General features: G+C 63.9%; 16 protein-coding genes and 1 riboswitch. Of the genes, 4 read left to right on the top strand and 12 right to left on the bottom strand.

What is annotated here, in order from left to right:
* Positions 1 to 58 precede the first annotated feature (58 nt).
* Genes thiE through AWB81_RS19520 form a run of 4 tightly spaced genes read right to left on the bottom strand, consistent with a single transcriptional unit; the run spans position 59 to position 3,350 of the window.
* Positions 59 to 1,138 carry a thiamine phosphate synthase gene (gene thiE, locus AWB81_RS19535; protein ID WP_087135071.1) on the bottom strand — a complete coding sequence of 360 codons (1,080 nt, stop codon included), beginning with the start codon at positions 1,136 to 1,138 and terminating at the stop codon, positions 59 to 61.
* Positions 1,135 to 1,953, bottom strand: coding sequence for a thiazole synthase (locus AWB81_RS19530; protein ID WP_062638193.1), 819 nt, complete (start codon positions 1,951 to 1,953; stop codon positions 1,135 to 1,137). Before AWB81_RS19530 ends, thiE begins: the two co-directional genes overlap by 4 nt.
* 19 nt (positions 1,954 to 1,972) lie before the next feature.
* The gene (gene thiS, locus AWB81_RS19525) at positions 1,973 to 2,170 is read right to left on the bottom strand and encodes a sulfur carrier protein ThiS (protein ID WP_062638192.1); all 198 of its coding nucleotides are present in this window, start codon (positions 2,168 to 2,170) and stop codon (positions 1,973 to 1,975) included.
* A 22-nt stretch (positions 2,171 to 2,192) separates the two neighbouring features.
* Entirely contained in the window at positions 2,193 to 3,350 is a 1,158-nt protein-coding gene (locus AWB81_RS19520; RefSeq protein WP_235025842.1) for an FAD-dependent oxidoreductase, read from the bottom strand.
* Positions 3,351 to 3,537: 187 nt separating this feature from the next.
* Positions 3,538 to 3,658, bottom strand: a riboswitch (TPP riboswitch).
* A gap of 304 nt (positions 3,659 to 3,962) precedes the next feature.
* Between AWB81_RS19520 and AWB81_RS19515 the strand changes: the two genes are divergently transcribed.
* On the top strand, positions 3,963 to 5,705 hold the full coding sequence (locus tag AWB81_RS19515; RefSeq protein ID WP_062638191.1) for an ABC transporter ATP-binding protein/permease: 1,743 nt from the start codon (positions 3,963 to 3,965) through the stop codon (positions 5,703 to 5,705).
* A gap of 315 nt (positions 5,706 to 6,020) precedes the next feature.
* On the opposite strand, the gene AWB81_RS19505 is transcribed toward AWB81_RS19515, so the two are convergent.
* The 3 genes from AWB81_RS19505 to AWB81_RS19495 form a co-directional block, all read right to left on the bottom strand.
* Positions 6,021 to 7,487: a glutamate synthase subunit beta gene (locus AWB81_RS19505; protein ID WP_062638189.1), complete on the bottom strand. Its 1,467-nt coding sequence runs from the start codon at positions 7,485 to 7,487 to the stop codon at positions 6,021 to 6,023.
* A gap of 91 nt (positions 7,488 to 7,578) precedes the next feature.
* Entirely contained in the window at positions 7,579 to 12,282 is a 4,704-nt protein-coding gene (locus AWB81_RS19500; protein WP_062638188.1) for a glutamate synthase-related protein, read from the bottom strand.
* Positions 12,283 to 12,604: 322 nt separating this feature from the next.
* On the bottom strand, positions 12,605 to 13,312 hold the full coding sequence (locus AWB81_RS19495; RefSeq protein WP_062638187.1) for a transposase: 708 nt from the start codon (positions 13,310 to 13,312) through the stop codon (positions 12,605 to 12,607).
* A gap of 202 nt (positions 13,313 to 13,514) precedes the next feature.
* Between AWB81_RS19495 and AWB81_RS19490 the strand changes: the two genes are divergently transcribed.
* From AWB81_RS19490 to AWB81_RS19480, 3 genes are read left to right on the top strand one after another with little or no spacing between them, the layout of a single operon-like run.
* A complete protein-coding gene (locus AWB81_RS19490) occupies positions 13,515 to 14,240 on the top strand; it encodes an OmpW/AlkL family protein (protein ID WP_062638229.1) in 726 nt (241 codons plus the stop codon).
* A 15-nt stretch (positions 14,241 to 14,255) separates the two neighbouring features.
* On the top strand, positions 14,256 to 14,495 hold the full coding sequence (locus tag AWB81_RS19485; RefSeq protein WP_143753602.1) for a hypothetical protein: 240 nt from the start codon (positions 14,256 to 14,258) through the stop codon (positions 14,493 to 14,495).
* 38 nt (positions 14,496 to 14,533) lie between these two features.
* Entirely contained in the window at positions 14,534 to 14,911 is a 378-nt protein-coding gene (locus AWB81_RS19480) for an ElaB/YgaM/YqjD family protein (protein ID WP_062638185.1), read from the top strand.
* Between the two features lie 39 nt (positions 14,912 to 14,950).
* Here the strand turns inward: AWB81_RS19480 and ugpQ are convergent, their stop codons facing one another.
* Genes ugpQ through ugpA form a run of 5 tightly spaced genes read right to left on the bottom strand, consistent with a single transcriptional unit; the run spans position 14,951 to position 18,874 of the window.
* The gene (gene ugpQ / locus AWB81_RS19475) at positions 14,951 to 15,694 is read right to left on the bottom strand and encodes a glycerophosphodiester phosphodiesterase (RefSeq protein ID WP_062638184.1); all 744 of its coding nucleotides are present in this window, start codon (positions 15,692 to 15,694) and stop codon (positions 14,951 to 14,953) included.
* 35 nt (positions 15,695 to 15,729) lie between these two features.
* Complete coding sequence (locus AWB81_RS19470; protein ID WP_062638183.1) at positions 15,730 to 16,815, bottom strand: sn-glycerol-3-phosphate import ATP-binding protein UgpC; 1,086 nt, start codon at positions 16,813 to 16,815, stop codon at positions 15,730 to 15,732.
* Between the two features lie 3 nt (positions 16,816 to 16,818).
* Positions 16,819 to 17,130, bottom strand: a complete 312-nt coding sequence (locus AWB81_RS19465) for an antibiotic biosynthesis monooxygenase family protein (RefSeq protein ID WP_062638182.1) — start codon at positions 17,128 to 17,130, stop codon at positions 16,819 to 16,821.
* Between the two features lie 17 nt (positions 17,131 to 17,147).
* Positions 17,148 to 17,993: a sn-glycerol-3-phosphate ABC transporter permease UgpE gene (ugpE, locus tag AWB81_RS19460; RefSeq protein ID WP_062638181.1), complete on the bottom strand. Its 846-nt coding sequence runs from the start codon at positions 17,991 to 17,993 to the stop codon at positions 17,148 to 17,150.
* Positions 17,990 to 18,874: a sn-glycerol-3-phosphate ABC transporter permease UgpA gene (ugpA, locus tag AWB81_RS19455; RefSeq protein WP_062638180.1), complete on the bottom strand. Its 885-nt coding sequence runs from the start codon at positions 18,872 to 18,874 to the stop codon at positions 17,990 to 17,992. The genes ugpE and ugpA overlap by 4 nt, the downstream gene beginning before the upstream one ends.
* Between the last annotated feature and the right edge of the window lie 12 nt (positions 18,875 to 18,886).

Below are 18,886 nucleotides of genomic sequence, written 5' to 3'. Positions count from 1 at the left end.
TGCGTAAACGATGCCTTGGCCTACCTTTCGACTAGTGAATTTTTCCGAGTTTTCAACATTATCGCGCGAACTCGTGCTGCAGCGCAGAAACCGCGGCCTTGACGTCCTGCGCCTCGGTCACCGCGCGCACGACTGCGGCGCTGCCTACGCCGGTTGCCAGCACGTCGCGCAGCACGTCGCCATTGACACCGCCGATCGCCACGAGCGGCACGCGGCCGTCGAGCAGGCGCACGTAGCGTGCCAGCCGCGCGATGCCTTGCGGCGCGGTCGGCATGACCTTGGTCGTCGTCGGGAAGACCGCGCCGAGCGCGAGATAGCTCGGCCGGAAATGCAGTGCGCGCAGCATTTCGTAATAGCCGTGCGTCGAGAGGCCGAGCCGCACGCCGGCCTTCGCGATGGCGTCGAGATCGGCCGTCTGGACGTCTTCCTGGCCCAAATGGACGCCATACGCGCCCGCCGCGATCGCCTCGCGCCAGTGATCGTTGATAAATAGCTGCGCCTGATGCCTGCGCCCTGCGCTCACCGAGCGTTCGATTTCGCGTTTGAGATCGTCGGCGTCGGTGGATTTGCGGCGCAGTTGTGCCGTGACCACGCCGAGATCGAGCACGCGCTCGACCCATTCCGCGCTCGGCAGCACCGGATACAGGCCGAGCCGCTGCGGGCATTCGGGAAACGGCGTCGCGGGCGCGGCGGGTAGATCACCGACGCGCGGAAACGTATCGAAATCGACGGGCCATGCGTCCGGCTTGTTCTCGTCGCCCGGGCGCCACGCGAGCGCGAGCGTGAGCGCGTCGTGCGGTTCGAAATCGCAGTCGAGGAACGCGGCGAGCGCCGCGAGCCAGTCGTCGGAACGTTCGCCTTCGAGCACGAAACGCTCGTCGCCTCGCCGCAGAACCGCCCGCTCGCCATGCGCTTCGAGCACGGCGGCACCATCGGCGATCAGACGATCGACGTCCGCGCCATGCTGTTCCGTGAAGACGATCAGGTCGTTCGCGCCGTGCGCGTCAGGCGCGGTGAGGCAGATGCGCCATTCCTTCGACGCCGCCGGCCACTCGCCGAGACGCGAGCGGATGCGCTCGGCGACTTCGGTCAGTTCGTCCGCCGGCGGCCAGAAGATTTCGCGGTTCAGCAGGCTCATGCGGCGCTCCCGTCCTGGTGCCAGAACGGCATGCCGACGACCGGCGTGCTCGCCTGCGCGCTGTCGCGCTCGGCCATCGGGCCGGCGAGATACGCGGTGCGCCCCGCCTCGACGCCGAGCGCGAACGCGCGCGCCATCTGCGGCGGAAAGGTCGCCTGCGAGACGGCCGTGTTGAGCAGCACGCCGTCGAAGCCCCACTCCATCACCTGGCACGCATGCGACGGCACGCCGAGTCCCGCATCGACGATGAGTGGCACGTCCGGCAGCCGCTCGCGCAGCGTGCGCAGGCCGTAAGGATTCGTCACGCCTTTGCCGGTGCCGATCGGCGCGCCCCACGGCATCAGCGCCTCGCAGCCGACATCGAGCAGTCGTCGCCCGATCACGAGATCCTCGGTGCAGTACGGCAGCACCTTGAAGCCGTCGCGGATCAGCTTCGACGCCGCTTCCACGAGACCGATCGGATCGGGCTGCAGCGTGTAGTCGTCGCCGATCAGTTCGAGCTTGATCCACGGCGTCTCGAAGACTTCGCGCGCCATGTGCGCCGTGTTCAGCACCTCGTCGACGCTCTGGCAGCCAGCCGTGTTCGGCAAAAGCGCGACGCCATGGCGCTTCAGCACGTCGAAGAAGCCCGCCTCGCCCGTCGCCGACTGGCGGCGCAGCGCGACCGTGACCATGCCGGGCTTCGCGGCATCGATCGAATCCGAGAGCGACTGCAGCGACGGATAGCGCGACGTGCCGAGCAGCACGCGACTCGGGAACGTCTCGCCGTAGAGCACAAGCGCATCGGCGGTCGTAATTTTGGTGGTAGTGGTCATGGTTCCGATCCTGTGTGATTCAGCCGCCCGCAACGGGCGCGACGACATCGAGCTTGTCACCCGTGCTGAGGGCCTTCGATGCGTGCTCCGCGCGCGCAACGAACTGGCCGTTCAGCGCGACGGCGAACGGCGGTTTCGCGCCGAACGCGGCGAGCGCGTCGGTGACGGTGGCCGACTCGGGAAGGTCGAACGGCCGCTGATTGATGTGGATGTTCATGGCGATGGCGATGTCGATGTGTTTACAGTGCGGGCACCACGTGCTCGCTGTGGAGCAGGTCGGACCAGCGCGCCTGGCGGCGGAAGTCGTCGAAGGAATCGGGGGCGCTCACGTCCTCGGCGAGAAGCGCCTCTGCGAACTGCGCAGCGGTATCGGCGACTTCCGGCGCGATCATGAAGCCGTGCCGGTACAGGCCGTTCACCCGCAAGGTCCGCGCCCCGTCCCAGACGATGGCCGGACGATGGTCCGGCAGCGTCGGGCGGCAGTGGGCGTTGAGTTCGAGGATGCGCGCCTCGCCGAAGCCCGGATGCACCGCGAACGCGGCGCTCAGCAGTTCCAGCGCGGAGCGCACGGTGACAGGCGACATGTCCTCGCCCTCCACTTCCGTCGCGCCGATCACGTACAGATCCTTCTCCTTCGGCGCGATGTAGAGCGGATAGCGCGGATGCAGAAGGCGCACCGGCCGCGTGAGTCCGATCCCCGGCGCATGCACGCGCGCGACCTCGCCGCGGATGCCGCGCAACGCCGGCCACGCGGGCTTGCCGCCGAGCCCGCGGCAATCGATCACGACACGCGCGTCGGGCATCGTGTCGAGCGTGGTGTTCCAGTGCGTATCGACGCCGCGCGCAGCGAGCCCCGCCGCAAGCGCCGACAGGACCTGACGATTGTCGAGTTGCCCTTCGTGCGGCAGCAGCCAGCCTTGCGCGAAGCGCGTCCCGAGCGACGGCTCCGCTGCCGCAACCTGCGTGCCGGACAGCTTCACGAAACCGTCGTCGAAAAGCGCGGCGGGCGCATTCGCGCGCAGGCGGCGCTCGAAAAGCGGTGCTTCGGCGCGGTCGCTGGCATGCCAGACGACGAGCGTGCCGTTGCGCTGGAAAAACACCGGCTCGGGCAACTGCGCGATGAGGCCCGGCCAGCGTTCGAGCGACGCCACGCCGAGTTCCGTGATCAGCAGCTCGGCGCTCGCCGCTTCCGCGAGCGGCGCGAGCATTGCCGCCGCGACCCACGCCGCCGACTGCGTCCCGGCCGCGTCGCCGCGTTCGTAGAGCGCGACCCGATGTCCGGCGCCTGCCAGTTGCCAGGCGACGAGCCGTCCGCACAGCCCGCCGCCGACGACGGCAAAGTCCGGCCGATGCGCGGCCCGCGGCGCGCCTGCACTCCGGTCGACAAAAATATTCACGATGCGACGCCTCCTCAGCGACGAGCTGCGGCACGCGAGGAAGTGGATAACGGGGAAATCGGTCCCGAGCTTTCCGTCGAGTGCGGCAGACGCACAATCAAAGGACGAAATCAGCGGCGAGACCGGCGGGGCGGCGGAATGCCAGGCCCCAGCGCGGGTGGAATGCTGGAAGAAACTGGAAAAACGATGGCGTTTTCCGGAAACTTCCCTCGCCGGTATTACCCGGATCGGGTGCAAAGGGTTTCTCTCAGCCTCGTCGCGCGTCCCGTGTTGCGAGAAACGCGCGCGAAGCACCCCTGTTTCGTCGACGTTCATTAAAGCATGAAAGGCGAAGCCGCCGCAAACCGGGGATTCCCGTGTTTTTTCATGCGATCCGGCACTCTGGCACAATGCCGCGAACACCTGTACGCGAAACCTGCGCGGGGCGTCGGCAGTGCCGCGCGTGGTTCTCGTTCGTTTCGCGCCGGTTTCAATTAAGCCGCAGTTAAGGGAAAACCGAAACAATCTGCGTGGCCCGTGCTTTTGGCGTTTCGCTCGCAGCGGGCCCGATCACGCGCCGCCTCGTGCGCGAGTTACAACCGGCCGTGACGCCGGCTCATCATCAGGAAGCTCATGACCAACATCACGCCCGACAACGCTCAGCAAGAGGCCGACAACGTATCGGCCTGGAGCCTGATCAAGCCCTACTGGATCTCGGAAGAACGCAGAATCGCGTGGGGACTGCTGGTCGCGATCATCGCGATCAACATGACGGTCGTGTGGATCAATGTCCGGCTCAACCGCTGGAACGCCGACTTTTACAACGCGCTGCAAACCAAGAACGTCCACGATTTCCCGCACCTGCTGCTGATCTTCACCGGACTCGCGTTCGCGTACATCCTGCTCGCGGTGTATGGACGGTATCTGCGCCAGATGCTCGGCTTCCGCTGGCGCCAGTGGCTCACCAACAAGTATCTGGAACAATGGCTCGGTGACCGCGCGTTTTACCGGATCGAGCGCGACCGCCTCGCCGACAACCCCGACCAGCGGATCAGCGACGACCTCCAGTCGTTCGCCACCACCACGTTGAGCCTCTCGCTCGACCTGCTCTCGACGCTCGTCACGCTCGTCACGTTCATTACGATCCTGTGGACGATCGCCGGCGCGCTCACGCTGACCGCATTCGGCACGCCGCTCGTGATTCCGGGCTACATGGTCTGGGCCGCGGCGCTGTATGCGGTGCTCGGGTCGCTCATCATCCAGAAGGTCGGCCATCCGCTCGTGTCGATCAACTACCAGCAGCAGAAGGTCGAGGCTGATTTCCGTTTCGGCCTGATCCGCGTGCGCGAGAACGCCGAGCAGATCGCGTTCTATGACGGCATCGCGACCGAAACAGCCAACGCGAAGACCATCTTCGGGCGGATCCGCGACAACTGGTGGATGATCATGAAGTACACGAAGCGCATGACCTTCGTGCTGAGTTTCTACGGGCAGATCGCGATCATCTTCCCGATCATGGTCGCAGCGCCGCGCTACTTTGCCGGCGCGTTCTCGTTCGGCGTGCTGATGCAGATTTCTTCGGCGTTCGGCACGGTCAGCGATTCGTTCTCGTGGTTCATCAACAGTTACTCGACGCTGGTCGAATGGCGCGCGACGGTGAATCGTCTGCGCGAATTCAAGCGCGTGATGCGCTCGACACATTTCCGCGAGGCGATCTCGCCCGCGACCGTGCACGGCGGCATCAACCTGCACTACACGAGCGCCGACGCGCTCACGACCGACGGGCTCTCGCTCGCGCTGCCGAACGGCACGCCGCTCGCGCGCGTCGCGGACGTGTCGATTGAGCCGGGGTCGCGCTGGCTCGTGCACGGGCCGTCGGGGTCGGGCAAGAGCACGCTGATGCGTGCGCTCGCGGGCCTGTGGCCGTTTGGCGACGGCACGATCGACGCGCCCGTCGATGCGAAGATGATGTTCATCCCGCAGCAAAGCTACCTGCCGATCGGCACGCTGAAGGCAGCGTTGAGCTATCCGTCGCCGGGCGGCACGTTCAGCGACGAGGAATCGCGCGATGCGCTGCGCGCTTGCAAGCTGGAGGATTACGTCGGCCGGCTGGAAGAGTCGGGACACTGGGCGAAGATGATGTCGCCGGGCGAGCAGCAGCGGCTGGCCGCCGCGCGCGTGCTGCTGCACAAGCCGGACTTCGTGTTTCTCGACGAAGCCACCAGCGCCCTGGATGCGGACAACGAGCTTCACGTCTACAACACGCTCGTCGAACGGCTGCCGGACGCGGCGATGCTGAGCGTCGCGCATCGCGAGTCGGTCGCGATGTTCCATGACTACAAGATCGAAATCGAGAGGGCGATGGCCGAGGTTTGAGGCTCGAGCGAACTTCGTGACAATGCCGACGCACCGCGCAACCACGCGGTGCGTTTTTTTGTGACTTTTTGACTGCCCGGGGTTTGGGCAATGTGCTGCAACTGAGCCGGATCGTCGGCGAGGAGATAGTGCTCGAAAACTATCTCGCGCCCGAAGTGCCGGACGCAGTCGACTATTCGAAGCGAAAAGCGCACTCGAAAAGAAAATCCGCCACAGGCTCAGGGCCGTCTGACTGCGAACGGCACGTGCACAAAAAAAGCCGGACCGCCCCAAAGGCGATCCGGCTTTTTTCTTTCAGCAAGAAGCGATAAGAACTTACCGCGGCAACTCGCTATGCCCCATCAGAAACGCATCCACCGAACGCGCGCACTGGCGGCCTTCGCGAATCGCCCACACCACCAGCGACTGACCGCGACGCATGTCGCCAGCGGTGAACACCTTCTCTTCCGACGTGTAATACGACTTCTCGCCTTCCGTCGCGGCCCGCACGTTGCCGCGCGCGTCCTTCTCTACGCCGAACGCGTCTAGCACCGGCGACAGCGGCTGCGTGAAGCCCATTGCGAGCAGCACGAGATCGGCCTTCAGTTCGAACTCGCTGTTCGGAACTTCCTGCATCTTGCCGCCCTTCCACTCGACGCGCACCGCGATCAGCTTCTCGACCTTGCCGTTCTTGCCTTCGAAGCGCTTCGTCGCCACCGACCAGTCCCGCTCGCAGCCTTCCTCATGCGACGACGACGTGCGCAGCTTGATCGGCCAGTACGGCCACACGAGCGGCTTGTTCTCTTCCTCGGGCGGCTGTGCGAGCAGCTCGAACTGAGTGACGTCCTTCGCGCCATGCCGGTTCGACGTGCCGACGCAGTCCGAACCCGTATCGCCGCCGCCGATCACGACGACATGCTTGCCCTTCGCCGTCAATTGCTCGGCGACCTTGTCGCCCGCGTTGACCTTGTTCTGCTGCGGCAGGAATTCCATCGCGTAATGGATGCCGGCAAGCTCGCGCCCCGGCACCGGAAGGTCGCGCGGAGTTTCGGAGCCGCCCGTAAGCACGATCGCGTCGAACTGTTCGCGCAGTTCGTCCGGCGTGATCGTTTCCTTCGCCGTGTTGCCGATGTGCGCAGGCAGCGCTTCCTTGCCGACGAACGCGTTCGTGCGGAACGTCACGCCTTCGGCTTCCATCTGGCGCATGCGGCGGTCGATCAGCCACTTTTCAAGCTTGAAGTCGGGGATGCCATAGCGCAGCAGTCCGCCGATCCGATCGTTCTTCTCGAACACCGTCACGTCGTGCCCCGCGCGCCCGAGTTGCTGCGCAACGGCGAGCCCGGCAGGCCCCGAACCGACGACCGCCACCTTCTTGCCGGTCTTGTGCTTCGGCGGCTGCGGCTCGACCCAGCCCTGCGCCCAGGCCTTGTCGATGATCGCGTGCTCGATCGACTTGATGCCGACCGGATCGTCGTTGATGCCGAGCGTGCAGGCCGCCTCACACGGCGCCGGACAGATCCGGCCGGTGAACTCGGGAAAGTTGTTGGTCGAATGCAGCACTTCGATCGCGTTCTTCCAGTCCTGCTGGAAAACGAGGTCGTTGAAGTCCGGGATGATGTTGTTCACCGGGCAGCCGTTGTTGCAAAACGGAATGCCGCAGTCCATGCAGCGCGCGCCCTGGATCTTCGCGTCCTCGTCGGACAGCGCGTGGACGAATTCCTTGTAGTGCTTGACGCGGGTCAGCGGTGCTTCGTACGCCTCGTGGCGGCGTTCGAACTCGAGAAAACCGGTTGCCTTGCCCATATGGTTCTCTTCTTTCTCTGTATTTGGTGAGGAACTTGCTCTCCGGCGTCGTGCGCCGGAGAGCCCTTCTGTCTATTTACCGAAAGCCGCCTTAAGCCGCCATCGCCTGCTTGGCCTTCTTCGCGCCGAGTTCGCCGAGCGCGCGCTTGTATTCGGTCGGGAACACCTTCACGAACTGACGGCGCGACGCATCCCAGTTCTCGAGCAGCGTCTTCGCGCGCGGCGAACCGGTGAACTGGAAGTGACGCTCGATCAGGCCGCGGAGCACTGCTTCGTCGGTCTGGCCCGTGTGCCACAGCGCGCGGTCGACCGTGCGTTCCTGTTCCGCTTGTTGCAGCACCGGATCGAGCGAGACCATCGACTTGTTGCACTTGCCGGCGAACGAGCCGTCCGGGTCGTAGACGAAGGCCACGCCGCCCGACATGCCCGCGGCGAAGTTGCGCCCGGTCTCGCCGAGCACGACGACCGTGCCGCCCGTCATGTATTCGCAGCCGTGGTCGCCCGTGCCTTCGACGACCGCCGTCGCGCCCGAGTTGCGCACGCAGAAGCGCTCGCCCGCGACGCCGCGGAAATACGATTCGCCTTCGATCGCGCCGTACATCACCGTGTTGCCGCAGATGATGTTTTCCTCGGACTTGCCGCGGAAGTCGTTGGTCGGGCGAATGATGATGCGCCCGCCCGACAGGCCCTTGCCGACGTAGTCGTTGCCGTCGCCGACGAGATCGAGCGTCACGCCGCGCGCGAGGAACGCGCCGAAGCTCTGCCCGGCCGTGCCCTTCAGCTGGATGTGGATCGTGTCGTCCGGCAGTCCGTCGTGGCCGTACTTCTTCGCGATCAGGCCCGACAGCATCGCGCCGACCGTGCGGTTCACGTTGCGCACCGGCTGGATGAACGAGACGTGCTCACCCTTCTCGATCGCCGCCTTCGACTTCTCGATCAGCACGTGATCGAGTGCACGGTCGAGACCATGATCCTGCACGTCGACGTGACGCGTCGGGATTTCGCCCTGCTGCGGCACCTGATAGAAGACGCGCGAGAAGTCGAGCCCCTTCGCCTTCCAGTGCTCGACGCCCTTCTTCATGTCGAGCAGTTCTGCGTGGCCGATCAGATCGTCGAACTTGCGGATGCCCAGTTGCGCCATGATCTCGCGCACTTCTTCGGCAATGAAGAAGAAGAAGTTCACGACGTGTTCCGGCTGGCCGGTGAACTTGGCGCGCAGCACCGGGTCTTGCGTCGCGACACCGACCGGGCACGTGTTCAGGTGGCACTTGCGCATCATGATGCAGCCTTCGACGACGAGCGGCGCCGTCGCGAAGCCGAATTCATCGGCGCCGAGGAGCGCGCCGATCACGACGTCGCGGCCGGTCTTCATCTGGCCGTCGGCCTGCACGCGGATGCGGCCGCGCAGGCGGTTCAGCACGAGCGTCTGCTGCGTTTCGGCGAGACCGAGTTCCCACGGCGTACCCGCGTGCTTGAGCGACGACAGGGGCGATGCGCCCGTGCCGCCGTCGTGGCCCGCGATCACGACGTGATCGGCCTTCGCCTTCGCGACACCCGCCGCAACCGTACCGACGCCCACTTCCGACACGAGCTTCACCGACACGCTCGCCGACGAATTCGCGTTCTTCAGGTCGTGAATGAGCTGCGCCAGGTCTTCGATCGAATAGATGTCGTGGTGCGGCGGCGGCGAAATCAGGCCGACGCCCGGCACCGAATAACGCAGCTTGCCGATGTAGTCGGACACCTTGTGGCCCGGCAGCTGGCCGCCTTCGCCCGGCTTCGCACCCTGCGCCATCTTGATCTGGATCTGATCGGCCGACGACAGGTATTCCGCCGTCACGCCGAAGCGCCCCGACGCGACCTGCTTGATCTTCGAACGCAGCGAATCGCCGTCCTTCAGCGGGATGTCGCTGACGACTTCGTCGCCGATCACGGACTTCATCGTGTCGCCGTTCTTGATCGGAATGCCGCGCAGTTCGTTGCGATAGCGCTTCTCGTCCTCGCCGCCCTCGCCCGTGTTCGACTTGCCGCCGATGCGGTTCATCGCGACCGCGAGCGTCGCGTGCGCTTCCGTGCTGATCGAGCCGAGCGACATCGCGCCCGTCGCGAAACGCTTCACGATTTCCTTCGCCGACTCGACTTCGTCGAGGGCGATCGCCTTGTGCGGATCGACCTTGAACTCGAACAGGCCGCGGAACGTCATGTGACGCTTCGTCTGGTCGTTGATGAGGTGCGCGTATTCCTTGTACGTCTGATACGAGTTGCTGCGCGCCGAATGCTGCAGCTTCGCGATCGCGTCAGGCGTCCACATGTGCTCTTCGCCGCGCACGCGATAAGCGTATTCGCCGCCCGCGTCGAGCATCGTCGCGAGCACAGGGTTGTCGCCGAATGCGTCGCGGTGCAGGCGGATCGCTTCTTCCGCGACCTCAAAGATGCCGATCCCGCCGACCTTCGACGCCGTGCCCTTGAAATACTGCTCGACGAGGTCGCTCGCCAGTCCGACCGCTTCGAAAATCTGCGCGCCGGTGTAGGACATGTAGGTCGAAATGCCCATCTTCGACATGACCTTGTGCAGGCCCTTGCCGACCGCCTTCGTGTAGTTGTAGATCGCCTTGTCGGCCGACAGGTCGCCCTTCAGGCCGCTCGCCATCTGCGCGAGCGTTTCCAGCGCGAGGTACGGGTGCACGGCTTCCGCGCCGTAGCCCGCGAGCAGCGCGAAGTGGTGCGTCTCGCGCGCCGAACCGGTTTCCACGACGAGACCCGTGCTCGTGCGCAGGCCGTGCTGCACGAGGTGCATGTTGATCGCGGACGTGGCGAGCAGCGCGGGAATCGCGACGTTGTCGCGGTCCATCTTACGGTCCGACACGATCAGCATGTTGTAGCCGGACTTCACAGCGTCGACGGCTTCCGCGCACAGCGAAGCGAGGCGCGCTTCCACGCCTTCCTTGCCCCACGCGACCGGATAGCAGATGTTCAGCTCGTACGAGCTGAATTTGCCGCCGGTGTACTTGTCGATGGCGCGGATCTTCGCGATGTCCTTGAAGTCGAGCACCGGCTGCGACACTTCCAGGCGCATCGTCGGGTTGATGTTGGTCGTGTCGAGCAGGTTCGGCTTCGGGCCGATGAACGACACGAGCGACATCACCATGTTTTCGCGGATCGGGTCGATCGGCGGGTTCGTCACTTGCGCGAACAGCTGCTTGAAGTAGTGATAGAGCGTCTTGTTCTTGCTCGACATCACCGCGAGCGGCGAGTCGTTGCCCATCGAGCCGACGGCTTCCTCGCCCGATTGTGCCATCGGCGCCATCAGGAACTTGAGATCTTCCTGCGTATAGCCGAACGCCTGCTGGCGATCCAGCAAGGCGGCGGCTTCGCGGCGTTGCGTCTCGACTTCCTCGGCCTTCGGCTCGATCTCGTCGAGCTTGATGCGCACAGCGTCGATCCAGCTCTTGTACGGCTTCGCGTTCGCGAGGTTGTCCTTGAGTTCCTTATCCTCGATGATGCGGCCCTGCTCCATGTCGATCAGGAACATCTTGCCCGGCTGCAGGCGCCACTTCTTCACGATCTTCGATTCGGGAATCGGCAGCACGCCCGATTCCGACGCGAGGATCACGAGATCGTCGTCGGTGACGAGAAAACGCGCCGGACGCAGGCCGTTACGGTCGAGCGTCGCGCCGATCTGGCGGCCGTCAGTGAACGCGATCGCGGCGGGGCCGTCCCACGGCTCCATCATCGCGGCGTGGTATTCGTAGAACGCGCGGCGGTTGTCGTCCATCAGCGTGTGCTGCTCCCACGCTTCCGGAATCATCATCATCATCGCGTGGACGAGCGGATAGCCCGCCATCACGAGCAGTTCGAGACAGTTGTCGAACGACGCGGTGTCCGACTGGCCCGGATAGATCAGCGGCCAGAGCTTCGGCAGGTCGTCGCCGAGCACGTAGCTCGCGATTGCGCCGGTGCGCGCGTTCAGCCAGTTGACGTTGCCCTTCACCGTGTTGATTTCGCCGTTGTGGGCGATCATCCGGTACGGGTGAGCCAGTTCCCACGCCGGGAACGTGTTCGTGGAGAAGCGCTGGTGCACGAGCGCGAGCGCCGAGACGACGCGGTCGTCCTGCAGGTCGCGGTAATACACGCCGACCTGGCCCGCCAGCAGCAGGCCCTTGTAGACGACCGTGCGCGCCGACATCGACGGCACGAAGTATTCCTTGCCGTGCTTGAGCCTGAGCGCCTGGATGCGGTGGCTCGCGGTCTTGCGGATCACATACAGCTTGCGCTCGAGCGCGTCCGTCACGACGATGTCCTTGCCGCGGCCGATGAAGATCTGGCGGATCAGCGGCTCGCTTGCCTTGACGGTCGGCGAAATCGGCATGGTGGAATCGACGGGCACGTCGCGCCAGCCGAGCACGGTCTGGCCTTCGGCCTTCACGGTGCGCTCCAGCTCCTGTTCGCACGCGAGCCGCGACGCATGTTCCTTCGGCAGGAAAATCATGCCGACGCCGTATTCGCCCGCGGGCGGCAGCGTCACGCCCTGTTTCGCCATTTCCTCGCGATAGAAGCCGTCCGGAACCTGGATCAGGATGCCCGCACCGTCGCCCATCAGCGGATCGGCGCCGACGGCGCCCCGATGGTCGAGGTTTTCGAGGATCTTGAGACCCTGCTGAATGATCTCGTGACTTTTCTTGCCCTTGATGTGCGCGACGAAGCCGACGCCGCATGCGTCGTGTTCGTTGGCGGGGTCGTACATGCCCTGCGCGGCGGGAAGCGAACCGATGACCGGCTGCTGTTGATCGTTCATGGGGACACCGTCTTCTGTGAGGGGCCGTGGGGCCGTTGAACCATATTCTTGTCGCCCGCGTCTTCGCTCCGAACCGCATCCGAAGCCGCGAAGCCGGTCGTGCTACGTGCGCCGCAGCGCACCAAATCGCCGGAATTGGAAATATACGCGACGAATCAAGAGGATGGCAAATAAAACGTGATGATCTGGCACCTATTATCGATATGGTGCAAAGATGCCCCATTTAATTAGGGCTATATCACCGATTGCCCAAAAATAAACGGCTTCTCCGAATTTCGAGACGCCGTTTCATTAAACGCCTCAGCTTTGGCAGGCCGCGCCGTTATTGAGTCTGAGGAGTTTCACGGATTTTTCGAGGCCGGCCGCGCGGCAGTGGCGACACGCGGCGATTGGCGGCTCGCCCTGCCCATTCGCGGTACGAATCGCTGCCGAGCACCCAGCCTTTAAGTGTTGCCTGAAGTAGACGGTTGGCTTCGCGCTCGTCGAGCGGTTGTTCGCACAGTTCCTTGTACGCGTGCTGGCGTTCGAAAGGCGTGTTGCCGAGCGACCAGTAGAGCGGATGGTCGGTGATGAGGCTGTCGAGCGTGAGACCGATGTGATGCCGGTAGCTCGACCACTTGTAGTCCTGCGGCGCGGCGGCCAGTTGCGCGCGGACAGGCGCCATCTCCACGACGCGGCTCGCGAGCAGAAAGTAGCGTTCGCCTTCGATCACCGTCGCGCGGTAGCGGCCTTCCCACAGCGTGCCACGTCGCACGTAGCGTCGGTTGAAGTGCGCAACGTAGCGACGGCCGACTGCCTGCATCGCTTTGGGCAGGCTGGACTCGTCGCGCGGGGTGACGAGCAGATGCACCGCGCCGGGCATCAGCGCATACGCGTGGATGGCGAGTTGATGATCGCGCGAAGCCGTTCTGAGGCAGTCGAGGAAGAGCTCGTAGTCCTGGTCGTCGACGAAAGCGGGCTGCTGGTCGAGACCGCGCAGGATGACATGCTGCGGCTGTTCGGGAACATAGAGTCGTGCAAGCCGTGCCATGCTGAATTTCCGTTGTCGCGTTGATGTTCACCCTTGAGGGGCGCTCTGCAAGCCGCGCCGGCGTGTCGATCGAGAGCTTTGAACGTCGCACAGCCAGGCCCTGAAGCCGCTCTGCCGCTAGGGAAAATGCTCTACGGCTTCGCTATGGTTACTTTGAAATGATGTGTTCATAATGAGCGTGCTTTTTCTGGAGGAGCACAAATTGAAAATAAAACAAGTCATAACAGGAGCGGCGGCGCTTGCTTGCGTATCGACTGCGGCTCACGCGCAATCCGCTGGATCCATCTACGTTACGACAGGTTGGTTTCATCTCGCACCGCAGGACAGCAGCGGTCCGCTCAAAGAAACCAGTGTAGGCGGAACTCCCGTCAATATCAGCGTACCGGGAACGGGCGCCGGACTCTCTGACGCCGACACCGCCGGTTTCACCGTTGGCTACTTCATCACCGACCATATTGCCGCAGAACTCGAGATGGGGATTCCTCCCAAGTTCGACCTGCAAGGCACCGGCTCGCTCGAACATTACGGCACGCTCGGGACCGCCAAGCAGTGGAGCCCGACGCTGCTGTTCAAGTACTCCTTCCTCAGCCCGCAATCGAAGTTTCGCCCGTATGTCGGTATTGGCGTGACGCATACGTGGTTCACCGACGCCAAGATCACGAACAGTTCGTTCGAGAGTAGCGTGCTGCATGGTCCGACCAACGTCGACACGGATAGTTCGTGGGCGCCCGTTTTTAATGTGGGCTTCAATTACGCGTTCACCGAGCACTGGTTCGCGGGACTTTCCGTCTCGTTCATTCCGATGAAGGCCACCGCCAAGCTCAGCACGCAGGCGCAGACGCCCGTGGGCACGCTCAATGTGAAGTCGGAAGCGCGGATCACGCTCAATCCGATCGTGACGTACCTGAAAGTCGGCTACAAGTTCTGAAGCAGATTGCTTGCCGTGCCGACGGCCAGCGATATTCGACGCCGCCATTGCATCCATGCAATGGCGGCGTTTTCATTCGCGCGTCCGCAGAGTAAATGTGACTGGACGCGTTTGCACGCGATTGCATTTCTTACGTACGACGCGCAAGCTCATGCGATCGCGCAGGTGATTGCAGGCACTGTCGACGATCTGTTGAACGTCGGCGACGGACCGGCATCGAACTTGCTGCTGCAGGGGTTTCCCCACCGCACATAGCGGCCCATCCACGATTCATCCATCGACGGAGCGATTCTATGAACGCACTTTCCAATACGCGCGGCGCCATCGGAGATTCCTGGAGTTCGACCAGCCGTCGGGCACGCCGCATGGCGCGCCACGGCCGCGAGGCAGCAGAGGATATCGGCAGCGAACTGCGCACGCTGCTTTCGGAACTCGAGGAAACGCTCTCGAACGGCGCATCGGCCGATGCCGCAGTGCTGCGATCGCAAATCAAGAACCGTCTCGATACGGCACGTACGCGCCTGAACGACACGCATCTGGCGATGCGCGAACGCGCGAACGCGGCGTTCACCGAAGCCGACGCCTACATCCACGAAAAGCCCTGGCAGACGATCGCGCTCGTCGGCGGCCTCGCGCTGGTAGCGGGTGTCCTGCTGGCCCGCGCGCGCTGATACGACCGTCCGAACCGGACCCGCGCGCGGATTTCTTCGCTAGTCGAGGAAATCCGCGCCGATGATGTCGATGCGGTCCGTGCAGATCGCATCGACACCCCATTGCGCGAGTTGCCGCGCACGCTCAGGGTCGTTGACGGTGTAGGCAAGAATCCGCAATCCCGAATCCTTGATTTCCCCGACAAGCGCCTCATCCAGCCGGCGGTGGTCCGCGTGCAGCGACACGCACGAGAGCGCCGCTGTCTGCGATCGCCAGTCGTGCGGAACGTCTTCGTAAAGCATGCCGCGCGGCAGTTCCGGCGCGGCGTCCAGCGCAGCCTCCAGCGCCGCGAACGAAAACGACGACAGCAACGGTGCAGGTGACTGATCGACCCACAGGCGCGCCGCCTCTTGCGCAACGAGGCGACCTGTCTGCACGTCGCGCCCCTCGCACGGCTTGATCTCGACATTGGCCGCCAGTCCGTGCTGCGCGCAGCGCGCCGCGACCTGTTCGAGCGTCGGCATGCGCGCGTTCGCGAACTTCGCGTCGAACCAGCTTCCCGCGTCGAGTTGCGCGAGTTGCGCGTAGCTCATCGACTTCGCGGCGCCCCGCCCATTCGACGTGCGATCGACGTCGTCGTCGTGCAGCAGGAACACGACGTCGTCGGCGGATAGCTTCGCGTCGAATTCGATCATTTTCAGGCCGAGACGGGCGCCGGTATCGATCGCTTCCAGCGTGTTCTCCGGCGCAAGCTTGCCGCCGCCGCGATGCGCAACGACGCTCGGATAAGGCCAGGTTCTCATGATCGCGCCTCCTTCAATCCTTCATTCGGCATGCATCAATTCGCGCGCAGGCCGGTCGCCGGATCGAAGAAATGCAGCCGATGCGCCGGCAATGCGACCTGCAGCGCCTCGCCACGCTCCGGACGGTGCGCGTGCGGCAAGCGCGCCGCCACGTCGTGCTTGCCCCACTTGCCGTGCGCGAGATTGTCGGCGCCGAGCAGTTCGCACGAATCGACGTCGAGCGTCACATGCGCGATCCCCGGCTGCCCCGGCGTCATATGCTCGGGCCGAATGCCGACGATCCATTCGCGTCCGTTCATCTCGCGCGTGACGCCCTGTGCACCCGCCAGCGACCACTTTGGACCGTTGCCCGCCACTTCGAACGCCGAACCATCCTCCGACACGCGCCCTTCGAGCAGATTCATCGCCGGCGAGCCGATGAAGCTCGCCACGAAGACCGTCGCCGGCCGCTCGTAGACTTCGGTCGGCGGACCGATCTGCTCGGCGCGTCCGCGATTCATCACGATCACGCGCTGCGCGAGCGTCATCGCTTCGATCTGGTCGTGCGTGACGTAGAGGCTCGTGGTCGCGAGGCGCGCATGCAGACGCTGGATTTCCAGGCGCATCTGCACGCGCAGCTTGGCGTCGAGGTTCGAGAGCGGTTCGTCGAACAGGAAGACGGCCGGCTCGCGCACGATCGCGCGGCCCATCGCGACGCGCTGCCGCTGTCCGCCCGACAGCTCGCGCGGCTTGCGTGCGAGGAGCGGCTCAAGTTCGAGTATGCGCGCCGCATTCGCGACGCGCTTGTCGATTGTCGCGCGCTCCACGCCGCCGATCTTCAGCGCGTACGCCATGTTCTGCGAGACGCTCATGTGCGGATAGAGCGCGTAGTTCTGGAACACCATCGCGATGTCGCGATCCTTCGGCTCCAGCTTGTTCACGACCGTGCCGCCGATCGAGATCGTGCCTTCCGACACGCTTTCGAGACCCGCAACCATGCGCAGCAGGGTCGATTTCCCGCATCCCGACGGCCCGACCATCACGACGAATTCGCCATCCTCAACCGCTACGTCGATGCCGTGCAACACGAACTGCTTGCCGTCGTAGGTTTTCTTGACGGCGTTGAGAGTCAGAGCGGCCATCGATTAGCCCTGTAGCCTGCCCGCGACCGTCGCGAAATGCGCGACCGCGATGCCGGGTTCGTAGAAGCGATGCAGCAGTTCGCGCCACTTCTGGTAATCATCGGACTGCCGGAAGCCCGGGTCGTGCGCTTCGACCGAATCCCAGCGCACGAGCAGCACGTAACGCGAACCGTTGTTCGCATCGGCGCCGCGCACGAGTTCGTGCGAGCGATAGCCCGGCTGCGCCGCGATGATCTTCTGCGCTTCGTCAAAAGCCCTTTCGAACGCGGCTTCTTCACCCGCTTTCACGGGCAACTGTGCGATTTCGAGAATCATGTCTGATAGGTCTCCGATTATTTTTCCGAATCGACGAGCCCGCGCACGAACCACCGCTGCATCGTCAGCACGACGACGAGCGGCGGCAGCATCGCGAGCAGCGTCGCGCTCATCACGAGATGCCATTCGGTGGCGGTATCGCCGGAAGCGATCATGCTCTTGATGCCGACCACCGCCGTCTGCAGCGACTGCTGGCTCGTGATCAGGATCGGCCACAAATACTGGTTCCAGCCGTAAATGAACGTGATGACGAACAGCGCCGCGATGTTCGTTTTCGAGAGCGGCAGCACGACGTCCCAGAAGAATCGCAGCGGCCCCGCGCCATCGATGCGCGCCGCTTCCATCAGCTCATCCGGCAGCGTCATGAAGAACTGGCGGAACAGGAACGTCGCCGTCGCCGATGCGATCAGCGGCAGCGTCAGCCCCGCATACGTGTTCGAAAGATGCATCGACGATACGACTTGCACCGTCGGGAATATGCGCACTTCGACGGGCAGCATCAGCGTGACGAAGATCAGCCAGAACGCGAGGTTCTTGAACGGGAAGCGAAAAAACACGATCGCGTAGGCCGAGATCATCGACACGGCGATCTTGCCGATCGATATCACGAGCGCCATCACGAGGCTGTTCAGCAGCATGCGCCCGAACGGCGCCGCCGCGTTGCCGCTGCCGTGCGTCCAGATGTTCGCGATGTTCTCGAAGAGATGCGTGCTCGGGATCAGCGAAAGCGGCACGCTGAACACTTCTTTGTCGTTCATCGTGGCCGCGCAGAACGCGACGTACACCGGAAACACGACGAGCACCACGCCGACGATCAGCACCGCGTGGCAGAAGATATCGAAACCGCGACGATTTTCGATCATGAGTATTGCACCCTGCGCTCGATGAAGCGGAACTGGATGACCGTCAACGCGACGACGATCGCCATCAGCACCACCGACTGCGCACCGGAACTGCCGATGTCGAGTCCCTGGAAGCCCTCGGCGAAAATCTTGTAGATGAGCGTCTTGGTCGATTGCGCCGGACCGCCGCCCGTCGCTGCGTCGATCACGGGGAAGGTGTCGAAGAACGAATACACGAGGTTCACGACGAGCAGGAAGAAGCTCGTCGGCGAAAGCAGCGGCAGCGCGATGCCGAAAAAGCGCCGCACTGGACCGGCGCCGTCGATGGCGGCGGCTTCGATCAGCGAGCGCGGAATTGCCTGCAAGCCCGCGTAGAAGAACAGGAAGTTGTAGCTCACCTGCTTCCACACCGACGCGAGCACGACGAGGAACATCGCCTGCGAGCCGTTCAGCGCGTGATTCCACACGATGCCGTACTTCGAGAGCGCGTAGGTCACGAGCCCGATGCTCGGATTGAAGAGAAACGACCACAACACGGCGGCAATTGCGGGCGCGACGGCGTACGGCCAGATGAGCAGCGTCTGATACGCCTTCGCGCCGCGCGTGACGCGGTCGGCACACGCGGCGAGCAGCAGCGAAATGACGAGCCCGGACACGGTGACGAGCGAGCAGAAGATGAGCGTCGTATTGAACGACGACAGGTAGAGCGGATCGTTAAAGAGCTGCTTGAAGTTGGCGAGTCCGACGAATTCGCTCGACGTGCCGAATGCGTCCTGGCTCTGCGTCGCCTGCCAGAGCGCTTCGCCCGCGGGCCACAGAAAGAACAGCGCCGTGATCGCGAGTTGCGGCGCGACCAGCAGATACGGCAACACGCCCGTGTTGAAACGAGACCGCTTTTCCATCGACGATTCCTG

Origin of the sequence: Caballeronia arationis, assembly GCF_001544975.2 — a bacterium.
Lineage (GTDB): Bacteria > Pseudomonadota > Gammaproteobacteria > Burkholderiales > Burkholderiaceae > Caballeronia > Caballeronia arationis.
Note: the sequence above shows the minus strand (reverse complement) of the source record. Positions and strands in the feature narration are given on the sequence as shown.

Coding starts and splice junctions, on each gene's coding strand:
- thiE (WP_087135071.1), bottom strand. CDS start 1,138: ATGAGCCTGCTGAACCGCGAAATCTTCTGGCCGCCGGCGGACGAACTG.
- AWB81_RS19530 (WP_062638193.1), bottom strand. CDS start 1,953: ATGACCACTACCACCAAAATTACGACCGCCGATGCGCTTGTGCTCTAC.
- thiS (WP_062638192.1), bottom strand. CDS start 2,170: ATGAACATCCACATCAATCAGCGGCCGTTCGACCTTCCCGAGTCGGCC.
- AWB81_RS19515 (WP_062638191.1), top strand. CDS start 3,963: ATGACCAACATCACGCCCGACAACGCTCAGCAAGAGGCCGACAACGTA.
- AWB81_RS19505 (WP_062638189.1), bottom strand. CDS start 7,487: ATGGGCAAGGCAACCGGTTTTCTCGAGTTCGAACGCCGCCACGAGGCG.
- AWB81_RS19500 (WP_062638188.1), bottom strand. CDS start 12,282: ATGAACGATCAACAGCAGCCGGTCATCGGTTCGCTTCCCGCCGCGCAG.
- AWB81_RS19495 (WP_062638187.1), bottom strand. CDS start 13,312: ATGGCACGGCTTGCACGACTCTATGTTCCCGAACAGCCGCAGCATGTC.
- AWB81_RS19480 (WP_062638185.1), top strand. CDS start 14,534: ATGAACGCACTTTCCAATACGCGCGGCGCCATCGGAGATTCCTGGAGT.
- ugpQ (WP_062638184.1), bottom strand. CDS start 15,694: ATGAGAACCTGGCCTTATCCGAGCGTCGTTGCGCATCGCGGCGGCGGC.
- AWB81_RS19470 (WP_062638183.1), bottom strand. CDS start 16,815: ATGGCCGCTCTGACTCTCAACGCCGTCAAGAAAACCTACGACGGCAAG.
- AWB81_RS19465 (WP_062638182.1), bottom strand. CDS start 17,130: ATGATTCTCGAAATCGCACAGTTGCCCGTGAAAGCGGGTGAAGAAGCC.
- ugpE (WP_062638181.1), bottom strand. CDS start 17,993: ATGATCGAAAATCGTCGCGGTTTCGATATCTTCTGCCACGCGGTGCTG.
- ugpA (WP_062638180.1), bottom strand. CDS start 18,874: ATGGAAAAGCGGTCTCGTTTCAACACGGGCGTGTTGCCGTATCTGCTG.